We start from the raw sequence: 25269 nt of genomic DNA on the forward strand, positions 1-25269 counted from the left end.
CAAACTATCCATAAAAATGCTAATTATTAAATATAGTTACATTTTATAGACTAATTTTAGCTCCCTAGAAAAAAGCTATCTTATATATTTTCTAATTTTTTATACACATTTCAACTAATATTAACTTAATATTTATAAAACCTATTTTTATATTGTTTTAATTAACAACAAATTATTTTTATTAATTTAAAAATACAGTAGTGTAAATACCCATTAAATATAAGTGAAATTTAATAAAACCCACAATCTAAAAAACCTTTAGATTAGATAAAAATTATATGAAAATACTTTTCTATATTAAGTTTCTTACTTTGCAAGTCATACCACTAAGCCATCTAATTTATTAAACAATAATATTTTGAAACAATTAATATAATCTTGATGGCTTAAGCAATTCATTATATCTCTACAGCTTATTGAATAAATGTTTCACATCCATTTTCGTCAATCTCATTACTATGCTTTAGCTCAAAATTATTAAATGGACTTAAAAATAAGTATGGACAAGGTATACAATTTGTTATATTTTTTTAAATGTTAATCACGTAAACCAAGTTAAAAAAATTAATAATTACTAATAAATACTAATTTTAAATAAATAAAAATAAAGGGGTTTCAAGTGAACTATAGACACCTTTTAGGCGTTTTAACCTTAAGCCTATCTTTAGTCGGATGTACAGTAATATCTGGCTTTCAAACCTATGATTTGCCAAAAGAGGGAATCTATAAAACTGAACTGGGAACTCAAGTTAATATCGTAAAACTGACCCAAGACACTTTACCTGCGGAACAACCAACCCAAATTCATGGTTTAAAAAACTACGCATTTTTATTCCAAAACAGCCTGCAGAATTACCGCTTAAGTCCGGGTGATATTTTATCCCTTCAATTATGGGCCTATCCTGAAATCAGTGCAGCTGCAACTGATACTAGCAATGGCTATCAGATTAACCAGAATGGTTATATTCAATTTCCCATGATTGGTCGTTATAAAGCTGCTGGAAAATCATTAACACAGGTTAATCAGGAATTACGCCGTCAATTGGCTCATTATTTAAAAAATCCAGATGTTGTGGTGAGAGTACTGGCTTATCAAGGGCAACGTTACTCAGTTCAAGGTAATGTAAAAGCAGCGGGGCAATTTTACTTATCCGACCAACCTGTGAGTGTTTATACTGCGCTAGGTCTGGCCGGCGGCATGAATGAGCAGGGCGATCCCGCATCCATTCAATTGGTGCGTCAAGGGTTGATCTATGATCTCAATACTATTGTATTAGAGAAGTCTGGATTTTCATTACATAACCTGTTGATTCAAGCGAATGACACCCTTTATGTCAATTCCCGTGAAAACCAGAAAATCTATGTCATTGGTGAAGCCGGCATGAATAAGGCATTGCCAGTACGCGATCAAGGGATGACCCTCAGTGATGTTATCGGTGAAAGTCAGGGTATTAACCCACTTTCAGCCAGTGCTAGTCGGATTTATGTATTGCGTAACAAACCAAATGCCCAAATGACTGAACTGTATCACTTAAGTCTGGAAAGCCTTGGAGATTTTGGCCTGGCCAATCAGTTTAAAATGCGCAGCAACGATATTGTATATGTGGATGCCACAGGTCTGACCCGCTGGCAACGGGTTATCAGCCAGATTATTCCCTTTTCAAGTATCGTTAATACAGCTATACGATAGTAGGCAACCAAGCTATGAAAATTCAAAGTCTTTTGGGGATCTGTATTGGGAATATCTATCGTAGTTCGATGACAGAATATTTATTAAAAAGATATACCTGTATTTGCAGATTGAATTGCAAGTATCACTGGTCTGAGTGACGATTCCGCCGATGACAAAGCACAATTTTGCATATAACAGCATGGAATTAACCTGTAACCCCCATGTGGCCTAAGAACTGAATACAGGACAGATTAAAAAAGCAGGCCTTATTCTGGCAACAGTAAAAAACATCTGGTTCTTTACCACAGGCAAAAATTTTCGTTTGGGGGATTGGTAAAACTATGATGAACCGGATCCTTACCGGCAGGAGCAGCAGTTTTTTGATGAAGTCTGTAACTTGATTCAGTGCTGCATCATAGACTAGAAAAACTACATTTAAACTTTTGATGTCAAAATTATGAATAAAAATAACAATACCGAAGATATGATTAACGTAAAAGGGCTACTCTTTTCTCTGATTGCACAATGGAAACTGATTGCCCTATGCACCTTTCTCAGCCTGATTGCCGCCCTGCTTTATTTACGTACTGCGGCCAGTACCTATATGGTAGATGCACTAGTCCAAATAGAAGAGAACAAAGGTGTATCAGCTGCCTTGTTAGGTGATCTTTCAGATGTGGTTGGACAGATGTCTTCAGCTCAGGCTGAAATTGAAATTTTAACATCCCGACTGATTTTGGGTTCAGTCATCGACCGTTTAAATCTAGATATCAAGATTTCCAGTACTGAAGACACTTTTAGCAATCGTCTGTTTCAACATCCAAATTATCGAACCGAATATCAGCCTCAATCTGTGCGTTTTAAAGATGGTCAAAAAAGCTTTGATATCCGCCAGTTTGAAATTCCTGCAGCTTATTTGGATAAAAACTTGTTGCTGAAATTTCAGCAACAAGGCTTTAGCCTGACCAATCCTGAGACAGAAGAAGTCGTATTTCAGGGAGCACTTAACCGGCCACTACAAGCCACATCTGCGCAGAGTGGCTGGAAAATTGTAATCTTTACTCAGAATCATCTAAATGCCAGCTATCGGATTCAGAAACAGTCATTACCTGCAGCCATTAATTCAATTCTAGCCAATTTTTCAGTTGATGAAAAAGGTAAGCTTACCGGTATATTGCGCCTTCGCTATCAGGGTCATGATAAACAATATATCACCCAGATCCTCAATGCCGTTTTGACTGCATATAGCCAACAGAATATTGAACGTCGCTCGGCAGAAACAGCGCAAACCTTAAAATTCCTAGACGGACAATTACCGGATTTAAAGAAACAGCTGGATGATGCAGAAGATGTCTTTAACCAGTTCCGTCAGCAGTACAATACGGTCGATATTAGCAAAGAATCTGAATTGTACTTAAATCAAAGTATTTCTTTAGAAACCCAAAAAGCAGTACTGGAACAGAAACAGGCAGAAATAGCGGCCAAATATACAGTAGCACATCCGGCCATGCGAGAAATCAATGCTCAACTCAGCGTGATTAATGGAAAGATTCGTGAGCTGAATAACACCTTAAAGCGTCTGCCAGAGCTACAACGCCAGTATTTGCAACTATCCCGTGAAGTAGAAGTCAAGCAGCAGCTTTATACCAACTTAGTGAATTCCTACCAACAACTGCACGTTGCCAAAGCAGGTGAAATTGGCAATGTACGTATCATTGATACCGCAATTGCCCCCATTGAACAGATTAAACCGAAAAAATCACTGATTCTGGTTTTGGCCTTATTATCCGGTGTTTTCCTGGGCATCTTGTTGGCATTATTCCGTTATATGTTGCAATCTGGTGTGAAAGATAGCAGCCAAATAGAAAGCGAACTGGAGCTGCCAGTCTATGCGACTATAGCTCACTCCCCAATCCAGAAATCTGGACTGAAACTGCTGAAAAAGAAAAAGACCCCTTTCTTATTAGCGATCGAGGATAGCAATGATATTGCCATCGAAAGCTTACGAAGCATACGTACAGCAATTCATTTTGCACTGACGCAAGCCAAAAACAACATCATTATGATCTCGGGTCCAGCACCAAAAGTTGGAAAATCATTTGTTTCCAGTAATCTAGCAGTCATCATGGCAGAAAAAAATAAACGCGTATTAGTTATTGATGCAGACTTACGTCGTGGCCATATACACAAATATTTTGACCTGAATAACCAATATGGGTTAACTGAATACCTGAATGAGCAAACTACACTGAAACAAATGGTACAAAATACCAAAGTGCCGAACTTAAGTGTAATTACATGTGGTAAAAGTCCAGCCAACCCATCCGAACTCCTCAATTCAGCGCGATTTCATGAATTACTGCAACAACTGATTCCGTACTATGAACATATCATTATTGATACAGCACCTGTATTGGCTGTCACGGATGCGATTATTGTGTCTCAACATGCCGGGATCAATTTGGTGGTGGCACGCTATGCAGAAACTCAAATGAAAGAGTTAGAACTAACATTGAACCGTTTTAAACAAGCCGGTAATAAAGTAAATGGCTTTATCCTGAATGATATCCAGCGTTCAGCTGGTGGTAGCTATAGCTATGATTATACTTATAGTTACAAGACTAGATTATCCAGTCTTTATAAAAAAACTGGATAATTACTCATGTTGATCAGTTAAGACAAAATGACTGAAATACAATAAAAAATGAGTGTATCCAGATGCACTCATTTTTTATGGCTTTTTCTCACAATCTAAATTTAACATTACATTATGCCTTCTTTATCTCATTTCATTAAGCTTGGATGGATAAAGAACTGTTTAAAACGAACTGGAAGCGTCTATCAGAAAAAGAAAACTCCCTGCAGAACACATTTATGCTTAGTGATTGGTCTTACACTGTCGTGATCAACCTTTATCTAATAGATGCTTTTCAGCAATTACAACTGGTTTTGGGTACAACTGAGTACTGTGCTTCCAGTGCATCTATACAGGCTAGCTAGCGCTTAGGACTCGGCCTTTGCAAGCACTGTTTGAAGCATTAAGTTAGACGCATTGCTGAAAGATTCTCAATATGAATACGATACATTTCATGATATGAGTATCTATGCTATAGGTCGAAAATATTTGTTTTACAAGATAAATTCTATTTTTAATAGCAGAAATGATACGCTTGTATGCGAATTCTATTAAGATCAACAAGCTCTATATCCATCAACATATTTTTTTAATATATCTGTTAACTGATTAAAATTACTATGATCAACACTTTCACCGAGACTATTAAAGACTTTATAAATTTCAGAATATTCAGAATATTCTTCAAATGATTTTAAAATCCGCTCATGACCTGTCTTTTCAACATTCTCTTGGTCAATCAAAAGCTCTTCATACAGCTTTTCACCTGGACGCAATCCAGTAAACTGAATTTCGATATCCCCATTACCTTTATCATCAATCGGTTTAAATCCACTTAAACGAATCATTTGTTTGGCCAAATCTACAATCTTCACTGGCTCGCCCATATCCAGCAGGAACACATCACCACCCGTACCCATCGCACCTGCTTGAATCACGAGCTGTGCGGCTTCAGGAATCGTCATAAAATAACGGGTCACTTCAGGATGCGTCACCGTCACAGGACCACCTTGAGCAATCTGCTTTTTAAACAACGGCACTACAGAACCTGAGGAACCCAAGACATTACCAAAACGGACAATACTGATCTGAGTTTTTGGCTGAGTTGCCGCTAATCCTTGGCAATAGAGCTCTGCCATCCGTTTTGATGCACCCATGACATTGGTGGGACGTACCGCTTTATCAGTAGAAATTAAAACAAAAGTTTCCACCCCTTGATTCACCGCCGCATCCACACTACGTGCGGTACCAATCGAGGTATTGTAAATCCCTTCAAATGGGTTCGCTTCAACTAGAGGCACATGCTTATAAGCTGCTGCGTGATAAATAGTTTGTACTTTGTATTGTGCAATGATGCGCTCAAGTTTTGTTTGATTGGTCACTGATCCTAAAACGGGAATCACTCGAATGCCGGAAGTCTGCAATTCACGATCAATGGAATATAGTGCAAATTCGGACATTTCAAACAGTACCAGCATCTTGGGCTGATATTTCACAATTTGACGGCAAAGCTCGGAACCAATCGAGCCCCCAGCTCCTGTCACCATCACGACTTTATCTTTAATATTTTTCTCGAGCAGCTCAGGTTTAGGTGGAACAGGATCACGGCCGAGTAAGTCGATGATATCCACTTCATGAATATCCGAAATTTGCACCTGACCATCGACCAGCTGGGTTACCCCTGGCAGTTCCATAATTTTCACGTCAGCAGAATCAAAAGATTCAATAATCTCTTTTTTACGTGCACGACCAACCGACGGCATTGCCAACAAAACTTCTGCAATCGCAAACTTTCCGAATTTTGTAGCAGCACGTTTAGGTGAGTAAATTTTCAAACCACTTAAGGATTGACCTTGCAGTGATTTTTTATCATCGATAAAACACACCGGTAAATAATCATCGGAACGGTTTAAAGCCGCTGCAATTTGTTGCCCAGCTAGTCCTGCACCATAAATTGCTACACGTTTAAGGGTTTGCTTTTTAGCAAAAGTTTTAATTGTTGCATAGCGAATAACAGCACGACTCCACCACATATAAGAAAACAGCATGAAGCCATACATGAGCGGAATGCTCATCGGAATAAATGCTAAATCGAGCTTTTTAATCACATATAAAGCCACAATCTGAACAAATATCCCTATGGAAATACGAAGTAAATAATCTTCATTAAATGAACGAACAATCGCGCTATAAATACCAAGCAAGGCAAAAATCAGAACACCAAAAATACTTACATACACATACCAAGCTTCTAGACCAGCCATGACTTCGACATTCGGTCGTGCCAAACGAATGGCATAAGCCAGCCACATCATCAGCGGTAAGACACAAAGATCCATCAACACCAAAACCAGCTGTTTTTGGCGACGCGGTAAGGATGCTATAGATCGAATAATGTCTTTCACAAAAGGCTCAACGGATGAAATAGGAAAATCATGACGTAGATTATAGGCCATGCTGACTTTTAAATTTGGCTGATCACCGTCCGAATTGCACTCACTATTTTTTGCAGGCTCTGCTCAGACAAGGTTGAATGCACGACAAACATCAAATTTGTTTCGCCAAGCTGCTTGGCATTTTTTAAACGCTGTGCAGGGCGCCATAGTGCATCATCAAAAGCTTTTTTCTAAATACACTTCTGAACATGAACCACTAAAATATGGTACGCCCAAAGCATTAATTTCAGCCATGATGCGATCGCATGGCCAGCCTTCAGGTAAAGTATCAATATTCATTTGCATATAGTATTTATAAGCTGCATATACATAACCGCTTAATGGTTTTGCGACGAATGTAGACTGTTTTCGAACACTGCTTGGGATACGTGTCATATTGGCATTGTGTTTTGGAAAAAACATCTTCTCGAAGTTATTAATTTGACCAAAAAATTATATTCGGCTTTCAATGATAAATCATCATGAGGTAGCAGAAGAACCATTCACACAAGTCAATCAAAAAATTATGAAATCAACTCTCTTGTTATTTAGAACTTTATGAAAGTGATCAACTATTAAACATTTATATAGCATTAGACCTTACAGGATTCAATGCTGAAAAATGAGAACACTTCAATTACAACTATTTATTAAGGTTAAATCTATAGCATCAATAGTATTTCACTGGTAAATTTGGTTTTTCCTTTACTCAGCTTATTCATTCAAAATGAGTTGAACTATAAAAATACATCCGTCAACAAAAAATAAATTGATATTTAATTGTATTAAAAATGTTTTATATATTCAGTCTGTTATAGAATAACCAACTTGATAAGAATATATTGGATTTCTGTACAATAGCGCTTCCGCGAAACGTGTTGGATAGAAAAGTCTGCTAAAATTAATGCAACTTTTGAATATAAAATGAATTTGGGAAAACCTATGAGTAAAGCCTTACCCATCGCTGTCGCTGTTCTTTTAGGCGGTGCTGCACTTGTACCTGTTTATTATGCTACTCAAAACCCCGCTACTGCGACATCAAAAGCATCAAAGAATGCATCTGCTGTTGAAAAAATCAGTTACGCGTTAGGTTACGAAGTTGCACATCAAACACCACCTGAATTAAATATCAACAGCTTTGTTACCGGTGTACGCGAAGGCCATGCTCGAAATAAGCCTGCTTATACAGAACAGGAACTTCAACAAGCCTATGAGCAATTCCAGAAGGAAATGCAACAGAAGCAAGTTCAGCAAGCACAACAAGTTCAAACAGCCAGCGATTCTTTCTTGACTGAAAATGCAAAAAAACCGGGTGTAAAAACTACCGCTTCAGGTTTGCAGTATAAAATCATCAAGGAAGGTACAGGTAAACAACCTGCTGCCAACTCTATGGTGACTGTACATTACAAAGGCCAACTGGTTGATGGTAAAGTATTTGATAGCTCAATTGAACGTGGTGAACCGATTGAATTCCCATTGAATCAAGTCATTCCGGGTTGGACTGAAGGTCTGCAATTGATGAAAGAAGGCGGTAAAGCGACGCTTTATATCCCTTCTCAATTAGGCTACGGTGAACAAGGTGTGCCGGGAATGATTCCTGCTAACAGCACCCTGATTTTTGATGTTGAACTCATCAAAGTAAAATAAAAAATTCAAGGAGAGCTTTTGCTCTCCTTATTTATCTTGGGATAAGAGAATGAAAACACCTATAACATTGCTTTGTTTTTGCCTTTTTACCACGGCTAGCTTTGCAAAACCCGTGACCAATACCAGCAGTTTAAATGAACAGGTCGGCTACAGCTTTGGCTATTTAATGGGGCGTAGCAATGCTGAATCTGTAAAAGATTTGGACCTGGATGCTTTCATGCTTGGATTAAAGACCGCGGCTCAAGGTGGTAAACCTGCTCTTAGCGATGAAGAAATGGCGCGCGTCCTAACCCAGCATAAAAAGCTTAGTGATGCAAAACAGCTTATTGAACTAAAACAAAAGGCAGATGCCAACGCCAAAATCGGAACAGAATTTTTAAAAGCCAATGCTCAAAAAGACGGTGTACAGACCACCAAATCGGGTTTGCAATATCAAATATTAAAACAAGGCACTGGAAAATCACCCAAAGCTAATTCCGTAGTCAAAGTCAATTATGAAGGCCGTTTAATAGACGGTACGGTGTTTGACAGTTCAATTGCCCGAAATCAGCCGGCTGAATTTCAGGTCAGTCAAGTGATTCAAGGCTGGACCGAAGGCTTACAATTGATGAAAGAAGGTGCTCAGTATCGCTTTTTTATTCCAGCACAACTTGGCTATGGTCAAATTGGCTCTGGTGATGTGATCGAACCGAATAGCATTTTAATTTTCGATGTAGAACTTATAGAAGTCCTACCTAAGTCATCTAAATAACTTATATTTAATGCATCTTAAAAAATAGCGGGTAGATCAATATGAGCAAAAATCATGCTTATTCACTACTCGCTATTTTTTGATGATTTAATCCATCTGTTTTAAATGTCGGCTTTCAATAATAAGTGCATTTCTTGTTTTTTTAAGTGATGTACATCCCCTGCTTAACCAGCACAATATAATAAAAACTTATATTTATTAATTTCTTATATTTTTAAATCGTCTTATTTAATAGCATGTTTCAATTTATTGATAATAGTATGCAGTCAAAATAAATCGATCTTGTACAATCATCAAAGATGTTTTATTTCTATATTTTAATCAATACATTTTCTTTACTAATAACAAGGATTGAATCAATGGCTCTAAGCATCAAAACTCGCGAAATTCAGTACACTGCGCCCGACGGAACTCATTTGATTGGATACTTTGCAGCACCTGAATCAGAAACACCTGTCGCGGGCGTGATTGTAGCACCTGAGTGGTGGGGACGAAATGAATACACTGAACAGCGTGCACGTGAACTTGCTGAACACGGCTATGCGGCGCTTGCCATTGATATGTATGGTGATAAAAAAGTCACCACGACAGTGCCTCAAGCCAGTGAATGGATGATGCAAACCTTTGATGACGCTGAAACAATTGTGACTCGTGCGTCTGCGGGTTTAGCGACATTAGCAGCGCAAGAAGAAGTAAATGCAGATAAACTGGCTGCTGTAGGCTTCTGTTATGGTGGCAAGGTTGTGCTTGATCTGGCACGTTCCGCTGCCCCTTTACAAGCGGTGGTCACGTTCCATGGCACATTGACCCCGAAAGCCCCTGCTCAGCCCGGAAAAGTAAAAGCTGAAATTTTAGTTCTTCACGGGGAACTCGACAGCATGGTCAGTTTAGATGATGTTGCACGCTTTAAAGAAGAAATGCATGCAGCTCAAGTCGAGCATGAAGTCATCATCTTTGAAGATGCCAAACATGGCTTTAGCAACCCGCTTGCAGACGAACGCGCCAAAGCCAATGGTGTTGATCTTGGCTATAACGCAGCCGCAGAACAACAAGGCCTATCTGCCATGTACGAATTATTAGACAAGCGACTGGGTGAATAGCAACCAAGCTAAATATGGCTCTGCCATCTTGACCCATCCACTGAGCTGGATATTTTAAAAATTGCATTTTTAAAGAGGATAGAATAATGACTGAAAACAACTGCCCATATTGCAACTTTGATGAATATGACATCATTGATAAAAATGACTTTGGTGTGATTTTGCCTGAGCCGAATGCATTATCCAAAGGTCATTCTGTCATTATTCCTCTACGCCATGTCAGCTCTTTTTTCGATGTCACCGACAAAGAACGTAAAAGCTTAATGTCTTTACTTGAGCTTGCACGTAATGAGCTACAGCTGCGCCACCATCCTTCTGGCTTTCATATTGGTTTCAATGATGGCACTGTGTTTGGTGAAGCATCTGAACATTTGCACATTCATATTATCCCGCGTTATGAAGGTCAAACCTTAAAACTGGATGAGCGCTGGGGCATGACCGGTAAATAAAAAAACTGGATCACCCGCTTTTAAAAAATGATGCTGCGGCATCATTTTTTATGTCTGCTCACGACCGCAATGCTGCACAGTTTTCGTTATACTATTCATCTATTCCCACTACGCGGTTCGCATGTCACAGTTTTCTTTTTCCGATGCCCTTCTTTCCTGGTTCGATGTCCACGGTCGTCATGACTTGCCGTGGCAAATAGCAGATGATCCATATAAAGTCTGGGTGTCTGAAATTATGTTACAGCAAACCCAAGTCAAAACCGTGCTGCAATATTTTGATCGCTTTATCGCACGCTTTCCCACGGTTCAAGATTTAGGACTGGCCAGTTGGGATGATGTTGCCCCCTATTGGGCTGGGCTGGGTTACTATGCGCGCGCACGGAATTTACATAAAGCTGCCGGGATTGTGGCACGTCAGGAGCATTTTCCAGCCACATTAGAACAATGGATTGAGCTTCCGGGAATCGGCCCATCTACTGCAGGGGCATTGATGTCATTGGGTCTGCGTCAGTACGGCGTGATTATGGATGGCAATGTCAAACGGGTATTGGCACGTTTTTTTGCCATTGAAGATGATCTGTCCAAACCGGTTCATGAACGTGCGATGTGGCAACTGGCAGAACAGCTCTGCCCTGTTGAGCGTAATCATGACTATACCCAGGCGATTATGGACTTAGGTGCAACCGTATGTACCCCGAAAAAACCGCTGTGTTTATATTGCCCGATGCAGCCGCACTGCAAAGCCCATCAACAAGGTTTAGAAACTGAACTGCCGTTTAAAAAACCGAAAAAAGCTGTGCCGGTCAAATCTGCACAGGTTCTGGTGATTCAATCGAAGGGTCAATGGTTATGGCAACAACGTCCGAATAGCGGCTTATGGGGCGGCTTATGGTGCCTGCCAATTATTGAAAATCCAGCGGAATTTGAAAATCTGTGCCAGACATTGGGACTTAAAAAAGTCATCCAACGCGCTGAAATCACGCATAGCTTTACCCATTTTACCTGGCAACTTGAAGCCATCTGCTTTGAGTCTGATGCAGATCAACAAGAACATCTTGCCATTGAATTAGGCGGTACTTGGTTAGCTACACCCATTGCCAGCGAAATGGGCATTCCCACTGCGATGAAAAAATTGATCTCTGCCATAAATTTATGACATAGTCAGGCACTGTAACTCTTATAATTTTCACATAAATCAGAATGAAAAAAGGATGAACAGTGCTTCGTTTTATTTATGCCTTATTACTGGGTTTTAGCGTGCTATGGATTGCTGCATGTACCTCAAGTCCAAAAAAAACCTCAACCATACCACTGCCGCCTGCTCAGGTACAAAAACTGAAAAGTATGCAATTGAAATCTTCATTGCCTATTCCGGTACAAAATATAAAAGCCAAACAGTTGCGCGATACTTGGGCAGCTTCACGCAGTAACGGACGCACCCACGAAGGCATTGACATCATGGCTCCACGTGGAACAAAAGTGCTGAGTGCCACAGAAGGTTTAATTGCTGACTTACGCAATAACAATTTGGGTGGTAAAGTGGTTTGGATTATGGGACCTGGCGGAAGCTGGCATTACTATGCCCATCTGGATGATCATAAACGCGGCTTAAATGTCGGCGATTATGTCAAAAAAGGCCAGCTGATTGGTTATGTGGGCAACACCGGCAATGCCCGCCACACGGCACCGCATTTGCACTATGGAATTTACCTCGAGGGTAAAGGTCGTGGTGTGGTGAATCCCTACCCTTATTTACGTTAATTTTTTAGGAACTATTCATGTCAGAAGCGCTGATCAATCGTTTGGTCGAATTTGCTGAATCAGGCAATCAACAAAAAATTGTTTTGGCTGGGCAAAGCCATCAAGGCTGGGTGATGGAAATCACCGAAGACGCGCTTTTGATCAGCACCGGTTTTGCTGAAAAAACCGGACAAGACAAGTGGATTCAATTCACCGACTTGCCCCAGGCAGAACTGTACTACTGGGATAATCAACACGATCAATGGGCTGAATTCAAGCTTTAAGCCGTTTCAGGAGCAGCAAAAATGTCGATGCAACGCTGTGATTGGTGCTCGAATGATCCTGTTTATATCGCTTATCATGATGATGAATGGGGCAAAGCCAGTCATGATGAAGCGCATTTATTTGAAATGCTGTGTCTGGAAGGACAGCAAGCGGGTTTATCCTGGATTACGGTGCTAAAAAAACGTGACAGCTATCGTCGACATTTCTTTCAACATACTATTGCCGAGATCGCGCAATTCAGTGATGCTGATCTGCAAGATAAACTCCAGGATGCCGGATTGATTCGGCATATCGGCAAGCTAAAAGCCATTCGTGACAATGCCATTGCCTGGCAAAATTTAACCCAAGAATTAAAGCCACAACAGAGCAATGTCAGCGACTGGTTATGGAATTTTGTTGCAGATCAAACGCTACATAATGATGTTGCAGATTATCGTCAGGCACCTGCCCAAACCGAAATTAGTATTGCCCTTTCCAAAGCGTTAAAAAAGAAAGGCTTTAAATTCGTCGGACCCACCACCTGTTATGCCTTTATGCAGGCGGTGGGTATGGTCGATGATCATGAAAATCATTGCTCTTTTAAATCATTTTAAAACACCAACAAGATAATAAAAGGATTCTCCCATGAGTGACAACATTATCCATGCTTATGCAGCCATGCAGGCGGGTGCAGCACTTGAACCCTATCAGTTTGATGCCGGAGAATTACAGGCGCATCAGGTTGAAGTCAAAGTTGAATATTGCGGTTTATGCCATTCCGATATTTCAGTGATCAATAACGAGTGGCGCTCTTCGGTTTATCCGGTGGTTGCTGGGCATGAAATTATTGGCACCATTACCCAGCTGGGTTCAGAAGCCAAAGGCTTGAAAGTGGGTCAACGCGTGGGCATCGGCTGGACAGCAGAAAGTTGCCAGCACTGTGACCCTTGCGTTTCAGGTCAACAAGTCATGTGTACCGGCGGACAAACGGCGACCATCGTTGGACATGCCGGTGGTTTTTCCGACAAGGTTCGTGCCGGTTGGCAATGGATCATTCCACTGCCTGAAGATTTAGATCCAGAAAGTGCCGGTCCGCTGCTGTGTGGTGGGATTACCGTATTTGATCCGATTCTTAAACATGAAATTCAAGCCATTCATCATGTTGGGGTGATTGGGATTGGCGGTTTGGGGCATATGGCCATTAAACTGCTCAAAGCCTGGGGCTGTGAAATTACCGCTTTCACATCTAACCTAGACAAGAGTGATGAACTGAAAGCCATGGGCGCAGACCATGTGGTGAATAGCCGTGATTCTGCTGCACTCAAAGCTCAACGCGGTAAATTTGATTTGTTACTTTGCACCGTCAATGTCACGTTAGACTGGCCAGCTTACTTAAGTACCTTGGCTCCAAACGGTATCATACATATGTTGGGATTGGTGCTTGAGCCAATGCAAATTCCAGCCGGCATGCTAATTGGCGGCGCAAAATCGGTCACAGGTTCGCCTACCGGCTCCCCTGCTGCACTGCGTCAACTGCTCAAGTTTGCAGCGCGTAAAAATATTGCACCGCAAATTGAAGTTTTCCCGATGTCACAACTCAATGCAGCGATTGAACATTTACATTCCGGCAAAGCCCGTTACCGGATTGTGTTAAAAGCTGATTTCTAATTTTTCTTTTATCCCGCCGAATTCAAATCTGCCCAAGCACTATGCTTGGACAGATTTTTTTGAAGACTTCACAATCAAATCACTTATAAATACACGGCTAGCTTTTCTGCCAAAAACTCGATAAATAAACGCACGCGTTTCGGCAGATGTTCTTGCCGGTAGTAAACTGCATGAATTTTTTGATAATGCAGCTGAATTTGATCTTCAAATAAGGCTTTCAGGCGACCGGCCTGCAAATCTTCTTCCACCAGAAAGCGTGACAGGCAGGTAATCCCTACGCCCTGTATAGCCAGCTGCCGTACCGTTTCGCCATTGGATGCTTTTATTTTCGGATGCGCGATAAAGTCGTCCCCATTGAACTGAATCGGCCAAGTATTTAAATGGGTCGGCTGGCTAAAGCCCAGTAAAGCATGTTGCGATAAATCTTCTGGAGCTTGCGGCACTCCGTTTTGTTGCAAGTAAGCAGGACTCGCGACAATATATAAGCGGCTGCGGCACAACAACTTGGCATGTAAGCTGGAATCATGCAGCTCACCAAACCGGATCGCAACATCAGTTTTATGTTCCAGTAAATCAATCACCTGATCATGATTACTCAGCTCAATTTCGATATGCGGATAGTACTGCATAAACTCCTGAATTAAGGGCACGATTACATGCAAGACAAAGGGTGTGGCAGAGTCGACCCGAATCAGTCCCGAAGTGTCAGTATCGGACTTGAGTAAAGCATCCTCCGCTTCAGCCAGGTCATTTAAAATTTTACGGGCTTTTTCCAGAAACAGTTGGCCTTCCTGGGTTAATTTCAGCTTGCGTGTGGTGCGTTCCAGCAAGGTTACATTCAATTTATTCTCAAGCCGTTGTAAGGCACGGCTCACACCGGAGGTGGTTTGGCCTAAACGCTCAGCTGCCATCACAATCGAGCCACTATCCACAATGGTCACAAAAGCATGGAGTTCCTCAATGGTCGATTTCATCTGCCGCTCATTTGTTGATTTTTAATCAATAATATTTTGCAAATGACTGGGTTTTTTAGCAACAATAAAAGCATCAAAATAGCTTCCATCTTAAAAACTTAAATATTGAGTCAACCATGATTGTGCCCAAATTTGGTCTCGGAACTTTTCGCTTATCTGGACAAACCGTCATTGATTCGGTCAAGACCGCCCTTGAAGTCGGCTATCGTGCTGTCGATACCGCACAAATTTATGCCAATGAAGCAGAAGTCGGACAAGCGATTGCTGAAAGTCAGCTCAATCGAGATGAACTGTTTATCACCACTAAAATTTGGACGGAAAATTATGCACCAGAAAAACTAATTCCCAGTCTGAAAGACAGTTTGCGAAAACTGCGGACTGACGCCGTCAATCTTAGCTTGATTCATTGGCCTGCACCTAAACTCGGGGTGTCTATTGCTGAAGTGATGCACGCTTTATTAGAAGCAAAACAGCAAGGTTTGACCGAGCATATCGGGATTTCCAACTTCAATATTGAACTGACCCGGCAAGCCATCGATAGCATTGGTCTGCAGCATATTGAGACCAATCAGATCGAGCTCAGCCCCTATTTGCAAAATCATCGCTTGGTGGATTTCTTACAAGCGCAAAAGATTGATGTGACCTCTTATATGACTCTGGCTTATGGCAAAGTGCTGAATGATCCCGTCCTGCTAGATATTGCTGCGCAGTATCAGGCATCCAGTGCGCAAATTGCCTTGGCTTGGGCCTTACAACAAGGCTTTGCCGTCATTCCATCCTCGACCAGACGCGAACACCTCATTGCCAATTTAGCTGCGCAAGAGATTCAACTGACCAAGGATGAAATGGCGGCCATTGCCAAACTCGACCGTAATGCACGTGAAATTAATCCCGAACAACTTGCACCGCTTTGGGATTAAAATTAGCTGATGAAAATTAATTTTCCTTTACTGGCACTGGCGATCGGTGCTTTTGCCATTGGCACCACAGAATTTTCACCGATGGGTTTTCTGCCTGAAATTGCGCAGGACTTGGAGATCTCGATTCCGCGTGCCGGCATACTGGTTAGTGCCTATGCCTTGGGTGTGATGTTGGGTGCACCGCTGATGACTTTGTGGCTAAGTCGCTATTCCAAACGCAAATCCTTAATTTTACTGATGGCGATTTTTACCCTTGGCAATATTCTGGCAATGCTGGCACCCAGCTATTTAAGCTTAATGGGCGCACGCATCATTACCAGTTTAAATCACGGTGCTTTTTTCGGGATTGGTTCGGTCGTTGCAGCCAGCGTGGTGCCGAAAGACAAACAGGCTAGTGCTGTCGCGATGATGTTTATGGGACTGACCATTGCCAATATTGGCGGCGTGCCACTGGCCACCTGGATTGGACAAAATATTGATTGGCGCATGTCTTTCCTCGGTATTTCTGCCCTTGGCTTAATTACCATGTTTGCTCTATGGAAGGCCTTACCTGAAGGTAAAATTAGTCATAAACCGAATGTAAAACAGGAGCTGAAAGTCCTCAGCCGTTTGCCTGTGGTTCTGGCATTACTAACCACGGTCATGAGTGCAGGTGCAATGTTCGCCTTATATACCTATATTGCGCCAAGCTTAAAAAGCTTTACCCATGCTTCGCCTGAACTGATCACCCTGATGCTGGTATTGATTGGGATCGGTTTTTCAATTGGCAATCATTTGGGCGGTAAATTTGCCGACCTGTCTTTAAATAAAACCCTGATTGGCTTTTTATTGCTACTGATCGTGATGATGTTGCTGTTCCCTATTTTGGCAACGACAGCTCTAGGTGCAGCGCTCGCATTGGTGATTTGGGGTGCAGTTGCTTTTGCCGTGGTTCCGCCACTGCAAATGCGGGTGATGTCCGTGGCACATGATGCACCGGGCTTGGCATCTTCAGTGAATATTGGCGCCTTTAACCTGGGCAATGCTCTGGGTGCCATTGCCGGAGCAAGCGTGTTGAATATGGGACTGAGCTATAGCGCAGTTTCATTTGCAGGTGCAGGATTGAGTGCACTTGCATTGGTGTTGGTGCTGATTCAGATGAAACTTGCAGCGAACAAAGCGCTGGATGATTATCAGACCTGTTCATAAAATCTATCTCAAAATATGTCTAAGAAAAAAGTCCGCATCATGCGGACTTTTTTAATGTTATGGATTAACGCAAAGCTTCGGGCAAGGCAGGAATACCGGATGGCTTGCCGAGTTCCATCTTCATTTTTTGTAGCATCTGATAGGGCTGCTGCTGTACAAACATATTCACAAAGGTCAAAGGAATAGAGCCTTCAGGATTGGCATAACCATAAGTCGAAACTTTGATTTTATTATTGGCCAGTTTCTGAAAAGTCCAATCGCCTTCATAATGGGTTAAACGGACATAATCCGGATTTTTGGCATAGCCTTTATCGACGGCCTTATTTTTAATCGTGATAATGCCTTGGGCATCTTTGATCATTTTACCTTGCACCACCAAATCACGATCTTTTAGCGGAAAAGGAAAATCCAGCACCATATACAATAAAAATTCGCCCTTTTTGTCATCCCGCGAAAGCACTTTGATACTGCCCATATACGGCACCCATTGCACCGCGTGGTCAACATCTAAAATCAGACTGACCGCTTTTTCGAGCGCAGTATCGTAAGTGGTTTCAGCTTTGTATAAAAATACCGGGTTTTGACTGTTTTGAATGGTCCAGACTTTAATATTATTTTTATGAATGCTGAGTTTGGCATGATCAGCAGGTTTAGCCTGCACTGTAGCCAACATTGCTACAGCACAAGCCATCAATATCACTTTTTTCATTCCGTTGAGCATCTTATTTTAATTTTGTTGTATTGTTATAAATGATTTTGATGAATTTTTATACTTGAATATCATTAAATCCAAGTACATCTTTCATGTCATATTTAGCTGCTTCACGGCCCACGACCCATGCAGCAGCGCGTACTGCACCTGAAGCAAAGTTCATGCGATTGGTCGCTTTATGGGTGATTTCAACACGTTCGCCATCGGCAATAAACATGGCAGTATGTTCACCCACAATGTCACCACCACGGATAGTTTGGAAACCAATACTTTTGCGCTCACGCGGACCGGTATGCCCTTCTCGGCAATACACCGCATCTTCTTTTAAGTTACGGCCCAAAGCACCGGCAATCGCTTCACCCATCATCAGTGCTGTACCCGATGGCGCATCCACTTTATGACGGTGATGTGCTTCAATCACTTCGATATCGACCGTGTCACCAAACACTTTAGAGGCAAGTTCCAACAGTTTGATGGATACATTGACACCCACCGAATAATTCGCTGCATACACCACAGGAGTTTCAGTTGCGCTGTCATCCAAAAATGCTTTTTGTTCGTCATTCATGCCAGTGGTGCCAATAACAATGGCCACGCCTGCTTCACGGCATAATTTCAAATGCTGTTCGGTCGCGACAGGCGCTGTAAAATCAATCACCACGTCACAGTCTTTTAATACGTCTTGCAGATTGCCAACAACCTTAACACCCACAGCACCAATACCCGCAAGCTCGCCTGCATCTGCACCAATCAAGCTGCTTTCAGGGCGTTCAACTGCCGCTGCAAGCTGGTAACCCGCTTCTTTTACGGCTTGAATGAGGATGCTTCCCATACGACCGCCTGCACCCAATACACCAATGCGTGGAGCTGCTGACATAACATATTCCTAATGTTGCTTCTAAATTGTTCTTACTATAGCAAAACTCTGTACCGAGACTAAGTTTCAAGCCTAAAAATTTTATCGAAAAAATCTGGCTTGCTGTCTCTGATTTTTTAAAGCCCATAAAAAAGGGCGATATCAATATCACCCTTTTTCTAAACGCCGTTTGAAATCAATCAAACAGACCGAAGAACGATTTTTTCTTTGGAGATGACTTGCTGTCCTCACCATCCATGGTTTCTTGCAATTCTTTTAACAGTTCACGTTGGCGAGCGGTCAAATTCACCGGTGTTTCGATCACGACGCGGCAGAGTAAATCGCCCTGCATGCTGGTACGTACAGGTTTAACCCCTTTACCACGCAAGCGGAACATTTTACCGGTTTGAGTTCCCTCAGGAATTTTCAAACTGACACGGCCATCGAGTGTTGGAATTTGAATCTCTTTACCCAATGCTGCATCGGCAATGCTGACAGGCACATCCATATACAGGTCTGCACCATCACGCTGGAAGATTTCGTGTTCACGAACCACTACTTCAACGTATAAATCGCCTGACTGGCCATCACGAATCGCTTCGCCTTTGCCGGTTAAACGTACGCGGTCGCCATTGTCCACGCCTGCAGGAATGGTGACTTCCAGCGTTTGTTGACGATCGGATACACCAGAACCATGACATTTATTACATGGGTTCTTGATGATGGTCCCTTGACCACGACAGGTGCTACAGGTTTGCTGAACCGAGAAGAAACCTTGCTGCATGCGCACTTGACCTGCACCATGACAGGTTTTACAGGTTTCAACATCTTTAGGATTTTTTGAACCTTTGCCATCACAGGCATCACAAGGTGCAGGTGCGGTAAAGGTAATGGTTTTTTTCACGCCCTTGACGGCTTCTTCAAGCGTCAATTCCATGACGTAGCGAAGGTCGGATCCACGACGTGCACGTTGTTGCTGACGACCACCGCCACCAAAAGCGCCACCAAAGATATCGCCAAACTGGCTAAAGATATCTTCTGCATTGAAACCGCCACCGAAGCCACCGCCGCCCATACCACCTTCAAAGGCATTGTGCCCCATACGGTCATACATGCTGCGTTTTTCGCCATCGGATAAAATTTCGTAAGCTTCAGCAGCTTCTTTAAATTTATCTTCCGCTTCAGGGTTGTCTGGGTTGCGGTCTGGATGATATTTCATCGCCAACTTACGGTAGGCTTTTTTAATTTCATCATCACTAGCGGTTTTAGCGACGCCCAAAACCTCATAATAATCACGTTTAGCCATGTCTGGCGATGCTCCTCACGGAATTTGATTTAATGCTTAACTGTGGACTGAAATTGGGGGTCAATCCCAGTTTTACAAGGGTAAGAATGGAAAAAAATTTGGCCAGATTAGAAAACGGCTTTATTTTTGAAAAATCGAGAGATCCCTTTGAGCCATGCATTGAGCAAAAACAAAAAGGCGATGATCGTAAATACTACCCCAGCAACAGTACAACCAGTGACCCAAAGTGCGCTATCCCAATAAAAGAAAATCAGCGGAATAAACCAGAGTGCAGCAAATACCACCAAAATGGAATAAATTACGGTATTTCGCATCACCCAAAGCCCTTGAGCTTCAAGCCATACTTCAGCACCATCCACTTGTGTGACTTTGCGCGCAAACCAGTAAGCAAATATGCCACTAATCACGGTAAATAAAGCAAAAAACATGAAGACATAAGAGATCGCAATGGAACGGCGAAGTCGGCTTAAGTTGTCTTGCTTCATGTGCTTTTTAACCCCATTCACTACACGTTTAGTTTTTTAATATGCAGTAAATTGCTTTATAGAAATGTATACAAATATTAGGTGCTACTATATTGAAATTTTCAATATTTCGCACCTCATTATTATCAAAAAATTATGTAGTTTGCTTATTTTTTTCCACTTTAAAGCATTGTGCATACAATGCAGGCAAGAAGAACAAGGTTAACAGGGTGGCCACAATCAATCCGCCCATAATGGCAACTGCCATCGGGCCAAAGAAAATACTGCGTGATAAGGGAATCATCGCCAGTACCGCAGCCAATGCAGTCAACACAATCGGACGGCAACGGCGCATGGTCGCATCCACAATAGCTGACCACGGATCATGTCCTTCCTGAATATCCTGTTCAATCTGATCAATCAAAATTAAAGAATTTCGCATGATCATGCCGGAAAGCGCAATGGTTCCCAACATTGCCACAAAACCAAAAGGTTTATTGAATAATAACAGGAATAACACCACCCCGATTAAACCCAAAGGTGCGGTTAACAAGACAATGAAGGCACGTGACATGCTCTTGAGCTGAATCATCAACAAGGTCATGACCACTGCCAGGAAAAATGGCATCCCGGCATTGACCGAGTTTTGCCCGCGTGCAGACTCTTCCACGGTTCCGCCCACTTCAACCAAGTAACCACTTGGCAATTCAGCACGCAGTTGATCCATTTTTTCGGCCAGTTCTCCCACCACGGTGGCCGGCTGCAATTTGCTGCGGATATCGGCACGCACGGTAATGGTCGGCAAACGGTTACGATGCCAAATCAGGCCATCCTCAAAGTCATATTCAATTTTCGCTATTTGCGCCAGCGGCACAGAACTCCCATTGGCAGTCGGAACGGCCAGACTGGACAGTGATTCCACATTAATCCGTTCAGCCTGATCACCACGCAGACGAATTTCAATCAATTCACGTTTTTCACGGTATTGATTAATGGTGGCACCACTGACTGAACTGTTTAAAAAATTGGCCAAATCCAAGCTGGATACACCGATTTGACGGGCACGGTCCTGATCGATATTCAAATGAATGACTTTACTTGGCTCGCCCCAATCCAGATGCACATTGCTGGTATTCGGATTATCCCCCACGACTGCGGCGACTTTTTGCGCCCACTGACGAACCAGATGCAAGTCCTCACCTGAAACACGATACTGCAATGGATAACCAACGGGTGGGCCATTTTCTAGCAGCGATACGCGGGTACGCACATCCGGCAACAATTTACGAATTTCCTGATCCAAAGATTGACGAATTTCATCACGGTCATCCAGGGAAGAGGCCAAAACCACAAACTGGGCAAAACTGGCCTGTGGCAATTGCTGATCCAGTGGCAAATAAAAACGGGTTGAACCTGTGCCGACATAGGCCACATAGTTATCAATGCCCTCTTTGGTCGACAAGAATTTTTCGACTTTTTTCACCGCATTTTCAGTTGAAGTGAGCGATGCGCCTTCTTCCAGTTTTAAATCCACCAAAATTTCGGCACGGTTGGATGGCGGGAAAAACTGCTGCGGCACCAGTTTAAACATCAGGACTGACAATACAAAAATCCCCACCGTGGCTGCAATCACCGTTTTACGGTAGGTCAGGCAAGTATTTACCCAGCTTCTAAACTTTTGATAAAACTTGGTCTGGTAGGGATCATGAGCTTCACCGGCATGATGCTGTAGCAGTTGCGGTTCAGGTCGCTTGCGTAAACGTGCCCAAAGACGCTGATACCACGGCGCTTTTTGTGGCAGGTTGGCAAAATCCGGCAGCAGTTTATCGCCCAGATACGGCACAAAAAGCACTGCGGCAAACCAGGATACAATCAGGGCAATGGTCACCACCTGGAAAATGGAACGCGTGTATTCACCGGTACTGGATGCAGCTGTTGCAATCGGCAGGAAACCTGCTGCGGTAATCAAGGTTCCGGTCAGCATGGGAAAAGCAGTGGTTTTCCAGGTAAAGCCTGCTGCTTCAAGCCGGCTATAGCCCTGCTCCATTTTTATCGCCATCATCTCGACGGCAATAATGGCGTCATCCACCAATAAACCGAGTGCCAAAATCAGTGCACCCAATGAAATTTTATGCAGTCCGACATCAAATAGGTTCATGCCGGCAAAGGTCATCGCCAAAACCAAGGGAATCGAAAATGCCACCACCAGTCCGGTACGGAAACCGAGTGAGAAGAAGCTGACCAGTAAAACGATAATCACCGCTTCAGCCAATACTTTCATGAATTCATTCACGCTGCGTTTTACCGCAACCGGTTGGTCAGAAACCTTTTGCAGCTGCATGCCTAAAGGCAAGGACTTTTGTAATTGTGCAAATTCCGTTTCCAGATTTTTACCCAAAGCCAGAATATCGCCGCCCTTGCGCATGGATACCGCAATGCCAATCCCGTTTTCGCCCATAAAGCGCATACGCGGCTGAGCCGGCTCACTAAAGCCTCGGTAAATCTCTGCGACATCGCCCAATTGAATGGTTTTGCCTGCCACCAACAGGGGCATTTGCTTGAGTTCTTCTACATTTTGCAACTGACCACTGACCCGCATCTGAATACGGTCAGTACCCGTTTCAAAGAAACCGGCACTGGCCACGGTATTTTGCTGTTGCAGGGCTTGTTGAATCGCCGTGACCGGAATGCCGAGTTGGGCAGCTTTGGTATTGGAGAGTTCAATCCAGATTTTCTGGTCTTGCAAACCAACCAGATTGACCTTGCCGACATCTTTCACCCGCTGCAATTGCAGTTGCAAGCGGTCGGCGTATTCTTTCAATACCCCATAGTCAAAGTCTTTGCCGGTCAGGACATAAATATTGCCGAAGGTATCACCAAATTCATCGTTAAAGAACGGACCTTGTACGCCACTGGGTAATTGCTGTTTGATATCACCGACTTTTTTTCGGACTTGATACCACACATCTGGAATCTGATTGGAGCGCAACGAGTCTTTGGCAACAAAAGTCACCATCGATTCGCCCGGACGCGAATAGGCCATGATGCGTTCATAGCTGCCCGTGCTCATCAGTTCTTTTTCAATACGGTCGGTAACCTGTAATGAAACTTCTTCAGCCGTTGCTCCCGGCCAATAGGTTTGGATCACCATCACCTTAAAGGTAAACGGTGGATCTTCACTTTGTGCCAGTTTGGAATAAGAGACAATCCCGACAATGCCGAGGAGCAGCATAAAATAAAGGATTAAGCCTTTATTTTTCAGCGCCCATTCCGACAGGTTATAACGTGATTCCGACTTCAGGTCTTGTTTCATGATGCAGTCCCTGCCTGAATTTTCACGGCACGGTTTTCGCGGTCAATTGGCTGGATTTTTTGTTTTTCACGCAATAAATGTACTCCGCCAATCACCACATAATCACTGGTATTCAAACCAGACAATACCGGCACGCTGTCACGGCCATACGCTCCCAAAGTGACTGGCACCTTATGAATGGTCTGATCCGGCTTCACCACCCAGACATAGGCCTGCTGGTCATTGGCCGAGACACTGGATAAAGGCACGCTCAATACATTGTGCTCAGTATGATTAAAAAATACCCGGGCACTTTGCCCCAGTTGAATTGCAGCATTGCCTTCACGTAATGCCACTTTCACGCTAAAGGTACGTGACTGATCCGCTGCGGGTGAAATTTCACGCACATAGGCTGCAAATTTATCTTCAGGTTTAGACCACAAGGTCACCCATGCGCTTTGACCGACTTTAATCTCGGAAATGGCCTGTTCAGGAACCCCGATCACCACTTCACGATCACCGGCAATCGCCATTTGATAGGCCGCTTGCCCAGCAGCAACCACCTGCCCCACTTCAATATTACGTGCAGTAATCACGCCATTTTTATTGGCGACCAACTGGTTATAACCGGTTTGGTTACGGCTGACGTCATAATTGGATTGTGCCTGTTTTAAGTTCGAAAGCGCTGCTTTGTACTGGTTATCGACAGCATCATATTGCGAGCGGCTCACCGCATTCATTGGGAGCAGCTGCTTAAAGCGTTTCAGTTCATCTTCGGCATTTTTTGCCGCAGATTGCGCACTTTCCAGTTGAGCATTGGCCGCATTCAGTTGTAGCTGTGCATCTTTCACATCCAGTTTTGCCAGTACCTGACCGACTTTGACCTGATCGCCGACATCGACATAACGTTCGATAATTTGCCCAGCCACCCGAAATGCCAAAGCAGTTTGCTGGCGCGCCTGTACATCCCCGGCATAACTTTTCTGATTATTGTAGCTACTGTTCGGCTGGGTCACCATGACAAAGGGCACTTGTTCTGTTTCGGTTGCATCCGTGCTGCATCCCCATAAGGTCACACTGCAAACGATGATCATGCTGACAGCTGCGGTCTTAATTATGCTCATGAAATTCGCTCTTATTTAAAAATGTTTTTTAGGGCAAAATAAGGAGTATCTTAAATTGTCTATTTTTTAATT

Annotated in this window: 21 protein-coding genes and 1 pseudogene; 13 read left to right on the forward strand and 9 right to left on the reverse strand. The window is 42.8% G+C overall.

Features of this window, described 5'->3' with window-relative positions; genetic code table 11:
- Nucleotides 1-619: 619 nt before the first annotated feature.
- Nucleotides 620-1690 carry a polysaccharide biosynthesis/export family protein gene (locus tag E0H81_RS10880; RefSeq protein ID WP_131318855.1) on the forward strand — a complete coding sequence of 357 codons (1071 nt, stop codon included), beginning with the start codon at nucleotides 620-622 and terminating at the stop codon, nucleotides 1688-1690.
- 439 nt (nucleotides 1691-2129) lie between these two features.
- On the forward strand, nucleotides 2130-4328 hold the full coding sequence (locus E0H81_RS10890; RefSeq protein ID WP_131318857.1) for a polysaccharide biosynthesis tyrosine autokinase: 2199 nt from the start codon (nucleotides 2130-2132) through the stop codon (nucleotides 4326-4328).
- 536 nt (nucleotides 4329-4864) lie between these two features.
- On the opposite strand, the gene E0H81_RS10895 is transcribed toward E0H81_RS10890, so the two are convergent.
- Both E0H81_RS10895 and E0H81_RS16245 read right to left on the reverse strand, forming a co-directional pair.
- Nucleotides 4865-6712: a polysaccharide biosynthesis protein gene (locus tag E0H81_RS10895; RefSeq protein ID WP_131318922.1), complete on the reverse strand. Its 1848-nt coding sequence runs from the start codon at nucleotides 6710-6712 to the stop codon at nucleotides 4865-4867.
- Between the two features lie 59 nt (nucleotides 6713-6771).
- Nucleotides 6772-7153, reverse strand: a pseudogene (locus tag E0H81_RS16245) (aminotransferase); the annotation flags it as partial.
- Nucleotides 7154-7684: 531 nt separating this feature from the next.
- Here E0H81_RS16245 and bamJ (E0H81_RS10905) point away from each other — a divergent pair.
- The 9 genes from bamJ (E0H81_RS10905) to ahr all read left to right on the forward strand — a co-directional run bounded on the left by bamJ (E0H81_RS10905) (nucleotide 7685) and on the right by ahr (nucleotide 14361).
- Nucleotides 7685-8389 (forward strand): BamJ family beta-barrel-assembly machinery protein, encoded by a 705-nt coding sequence (bamJ, locus tag E0H81_RS10905; RefSeq protein ID WP_131267606.1) that lies wholly within the window; start codon nucleotides 7685-7687, stop codon nucleotides 8387-8389.
- Between the two features lie 49 nt (nucleotides 8390-8438).
- Complete coding sequence (gene bamJ, locus E0H81_RS10910; RefSeq protein WP_131318859.1) at nucleotides 8439-9140, forward strand: BamJ family beta-barrel-assembly machinery protein; 702 nt, start codon at nucleotides 8439-8441, stop codon at nucleotides 9138-9140.
- 359 nt (nucleotides 9141-9499) lie between these two features.
- Nucleotides 9500-10240, forward strand: a complete 741-nt coding sequence (locus E0H81_RS10915) for a dienelactone hydrolase family protein (RefSeq protein WP_131318861.1) — start codon at nucleotides 9500-9502, stop codon at nucleotides 10238-10240.
- Between the two features lie 86 nt (nucleotides 10241-10326).
- A complete protein-coding gene (locus E0H81_RS10920; protein WP_131267609.1) occupies nucleotides 10327-10689 on the forward strand; it encodes an HIT family protein in 363 nt (120 codons plus the stop codon).
- Between the two features lie 121 nt (nucleotides 10690-10810).
- Nucleotides 10811-11845 carry an A/G-specific adenine glycosylase gene (gene mutY, locus E0H81_RS10925; RefSeq protein WP_131318863.1) on the forward strand — a complete coding sequence of 345 codons (1035 nt, stop codon included), beginning with the start codon at nucleotides 10811-10813 and terminating at the stop codon, nucleotides 11843-11845.
- Nucleotides 11846-11907: 62 nt separating this feature from the next.
- Nucleotides 11908-12450, forward strand: a complete 543-nt coding sequence (locus tag E0H81_RS10930) for a M23 family metallopeptidase (RefSeq protein WP_131318865.1) — start codon at nucleotides 11908-11910, stop codon at nucleotides 12448-12450.
- A 17-nt stretch (nucleotides 12451-12467) separates the two neighbouring features.
- The gene (locus tag E0H81_RS10935; RefSeq protein ID WP_131318867.1) at nucleotides 12468-12713 is read left to right on the forward strand and encodes a hypothetical protein; all 246 of its coding nucleotides are present in this window, start codon (nucleotides 12468-12470) and stop codon (nucleotides 12711-12713) included.
- Nucleotides 12714-12734: 21 nt separating this feature from the next.
- Nucleotides 12735-13307: a DNA-3-methyladenine glycosylase I gene (locus E0H81_RS10940; RefSeq protein ID WP_131318869.1), complete on the forward strand. Its 573-nt coding sequence runs from the start codon at nucleotides 12735-12737 to the stop codon at nucleotides 13305-13307.
- Between the two features lie 31 nt (nucleotides 13308-13338).
- Nucleotides 13339-14361: an NADPH-dependent aldehyde reductase Ahr gene (gene ahr / locus E0H81_RS10945; protein ID WP_131318871.1), complete on the forward strand. Its 1023-nt coding sequence runs from the start codon at nucleotides 13339-13341 to the stop codon at nucleotides 14359-14361.
- Nucleotides 14362-14444: 83 nt separating this feature from the next.
- On the opposite strand, the gene E0H81_RS10950 is transcribed toward ahr, so the two are convergent.
- Nucleotides 14445-15335: a LysR family transcriptional regulator gene (locus E0H81_RS10950; protein WP_131318873.1), complete on the reverse strand. Its 891-nt coding sequence runs from the start codon at nucleotides 15333-15335 to the stop codon at nucleotides 14445-14447.
- A 116-nt stretch (nucleotides 15336-15451) separates the two neighbouring features.
- Between E0H81_RS10950 and dkgB the strand changes: the two genes are divergently transcribed.
- Nucleotides 15452-16255, forward strand: coding sequence for a 2,5-didehydrogluconate reductase DkgB (gene dkgB / locus E0H81_RS10955; protein WP_131318875.1), 804 nt, complete (start codon nucleotides 15452-15454; stop codon nucleotides 16253-16255).
- Nucleotides 16256-16264: 9 nt separating this feature from the next.
- Nucleotides 16265-17443: an MFS transporter gene (locus E0H81_RS10960; protein WP_131318876.1), complete on the forward strand. Its 1179-nt coding sequence runs from the start codon at nucleotides 16265-16267 to the stop codon at nucleotides 17441-17443.
- A gap of 64 nt (nucleotides 17444-17507) precedes the next feature.
- Here the strand turns inward: E0H81_RS10960 and E0H81_RS10965 are convergent, their stop codons facing one another.
- The 6 genes from E0H81_RS10965 to E0H81_RS10990 form a co-directional block, all read right to left on the reverse strand.
- The gene (locus tag E0H81_RS10965; RefSeq protein WP_131318877.1) at nucleotides 17508-18152 is read right to left on the reverse strand and encodes an START domain-containing protein; all 645 of its coding nucleotides are present in this window, start codon (nucleotides 18150-18152) and stop codon (nucleotides 17508-17510) included.
- A 58-nt stretch (nucleotides 18153-18210) separates the two neighbouring features.
- Complete coding sequence (gene dapB / locus E0H81_RS10970) at nucleotides 18211-19032, reverse strand: 4-hydroxy-tetrahydrodipicolinate reductase (RefSeq protein WP_131318878.1); 822 nt, start codon at nucleotides 19030-19032, stop codon at nucleotides 18211-18213.
- A gap of 175 nt (nucleotides 19033-19207) precedes the next feature.
- A complete protein-coding gene (gene dnaJ, locus E0H81_RS10975) occupies nucleotides 19208-20317 on the reverse strand; it encodes a molecular chaperone DnaJ (protein WP_131267620.1) in 1110 nt (369 codons plus the stop codon).
- Between the two features lie 107 nt (nucleotides 20318-20424).
- Nucleotides 20425-20802: a hypothetical protein gene (locus E0H81_RS10980; protein ID WP_131267621.1), complete on the reverse strand. Its 378-nt coding sequence runs from the start codon at nucleotides 20800-20802 to the stop codon at nucleotides 20425-20427.
- 133 nt (nucleotides 20803-20935) lie between these two features.
- Nucleotides 20936-24094, reverse strand: coding sequence for an efflux RND transporter permease subunit (locus tag E0H81_RS10985; protein ID WP_131318879.1), 3159 nt, complete (start codon nucleotides 24092-24094; stop codon nucleotides 20936-20938).
- Nucleotides 24091-25197 (reverse strand): efflux RND transporter periplasmic adaptor subunit, encoded by a 1107-nt coding sequence (locus tag E0H81_RS10990; protein ID WP_131318880.1) that lies wholly within the window; start codon nucleotides 25195-25197, stop codon nucleotides 24091-24093. The genes E0H81_RS10985 and E0H81_RS10990 overlap by 4 nt, the downstream gene beginning before the upstream one ends.
- Between the last annotated feature and the right edge of the window lie 72 nt (nucleotides 25198-25269).

Source organism: Acinetobacter terrestris (assembly GCF_004331155.1).
GTDB lineage: Bacteria > Pseudomonadota > Gammaproteobacteria > Pseudomonadales > Moraxellaceae > Acinetobacter > Acinetobacter terrestris.

Bases quoted from the DNA above. Each gene is read 5' to 3' on its own strand.
- E0H81_RS10990 (WP_131318880.1), bottom strand. From the start codon at position 25,197: ATGAGCATAATTAAGACCGCAGCTGTCAGCATGATCATCGTTTGCAGT.
- E0H81_RS10985 (WP_131318879.1), bottom strand. From the start codon at position 24,094: ATGAAACAAGACCTGAAGTCGGAATCACGTTATAACCTGTCGGAATGG.
- E0H81_RS10950 (WP_131318873.1), bottom strand. From the start codon at position 15,335: ATGAAATCGACCATTGAGGAACTCCATGCTTTTGTGACCATTGTGGAT.
- E0H81_RS10965 (WP_131318877.1), bottom strand. From the start codon at position 18,152: ATGAAAAAAGTGATATTGATGGCTTGTGCTGTAGCAATGTTGGCTACA.
- E0H81_RS10960 (WP_131318876.1), top strand. From the start codon at position 16,265: ATGAAAATTAATTTTCCTTTACTGGCACTGGCGATCGGTGCTTTTGCC.
- mutY (WP_131318863.1), top strand. From the start codon at position 10,811: ATGTCACAGTTTTCTTTTTCCGATGCCCTTCTTTCCTGGTTCGATGTC.
- E0H81_RS10890 (WP_131318857.1), top strand. From the start codon at position 2,130: ATGAATAAAAATAACAATACCGAAGATATGATTAACGTAAAAGGGCTA.
- dnaJ (WP_131267620.1), bottom strand. From the start codon at position 20,317: ATGGCTAAACGTGATTATTATGAGGTTTTGGGCGTCGCTAAAACCGCT.
- bamJ (WP_131267606.1), top strand. From the start codon at position 7,685: ATGAGTAAAGCCTTACCCATCGCTGTCGCTGTTCTTTTAGGCGGTGCT.
- E0H81_RS10980 (WP_131267621.1), bottom strand. From the start codon at position 20,802: ATGAAGCAAGACAACTTAAGCCGACTTCGCCGTTCCATTGCGATCTCT.
- E0H81_RS10940 (WP_131318869.1), top strand. From the start codon at position 12,735: ATGTCGATGCAACGCTGTGATTGGTGCTCGAATGATCCTGTTTATATC.
- E0H81_RS10935 (WP_131318867.1), top strand. From the start codon at position 12,468: ATGTCAGAAGCGCTGATCAATCGTTTGGTCGAATTTGCTGAATCAGGC.
- bamJ (WP_131318859.1), top strand. From the start codon at position 8,439: ATGAAAACACCTATAACATTGCTTTGTTTTTGCCTTTTTACCACGGCT.
- dkgB (WP_131318875.1), top strand. From the start codon at position 15,452: ATGATTGTGCCCAAATTTGGTCTCGGAACTTTTCGCTTATCTGGACAA.
- E0H81_RS10920 (WP_131267609.1), top strand. From the start codon at position 10,327: ATGACTGAAAACAACTGCCCATATTGCAACTTTGATGAATATGACATC.
- ahr (WP_131318871.1), top strand. From the start codon at position 13,339: ATGAGTGACAACATTATCCATGCTTATGCAGCCATGCAGGCGGGTGCA.
- E0H81_RS10915 (WP_131318861.1), top strand. From the start codon at position 9,500: ATGGCTCTAAGCATCAAAACTCGCGAAATTCAGTACACTGCGCCCGAC.
- dapB (WP_131318878.1), bottom strand. From the start codon at position 19,032: ATGTCAGCAGCTCCACGCATTGGTGTATTGGGTGCAGGCGGTCGTATG.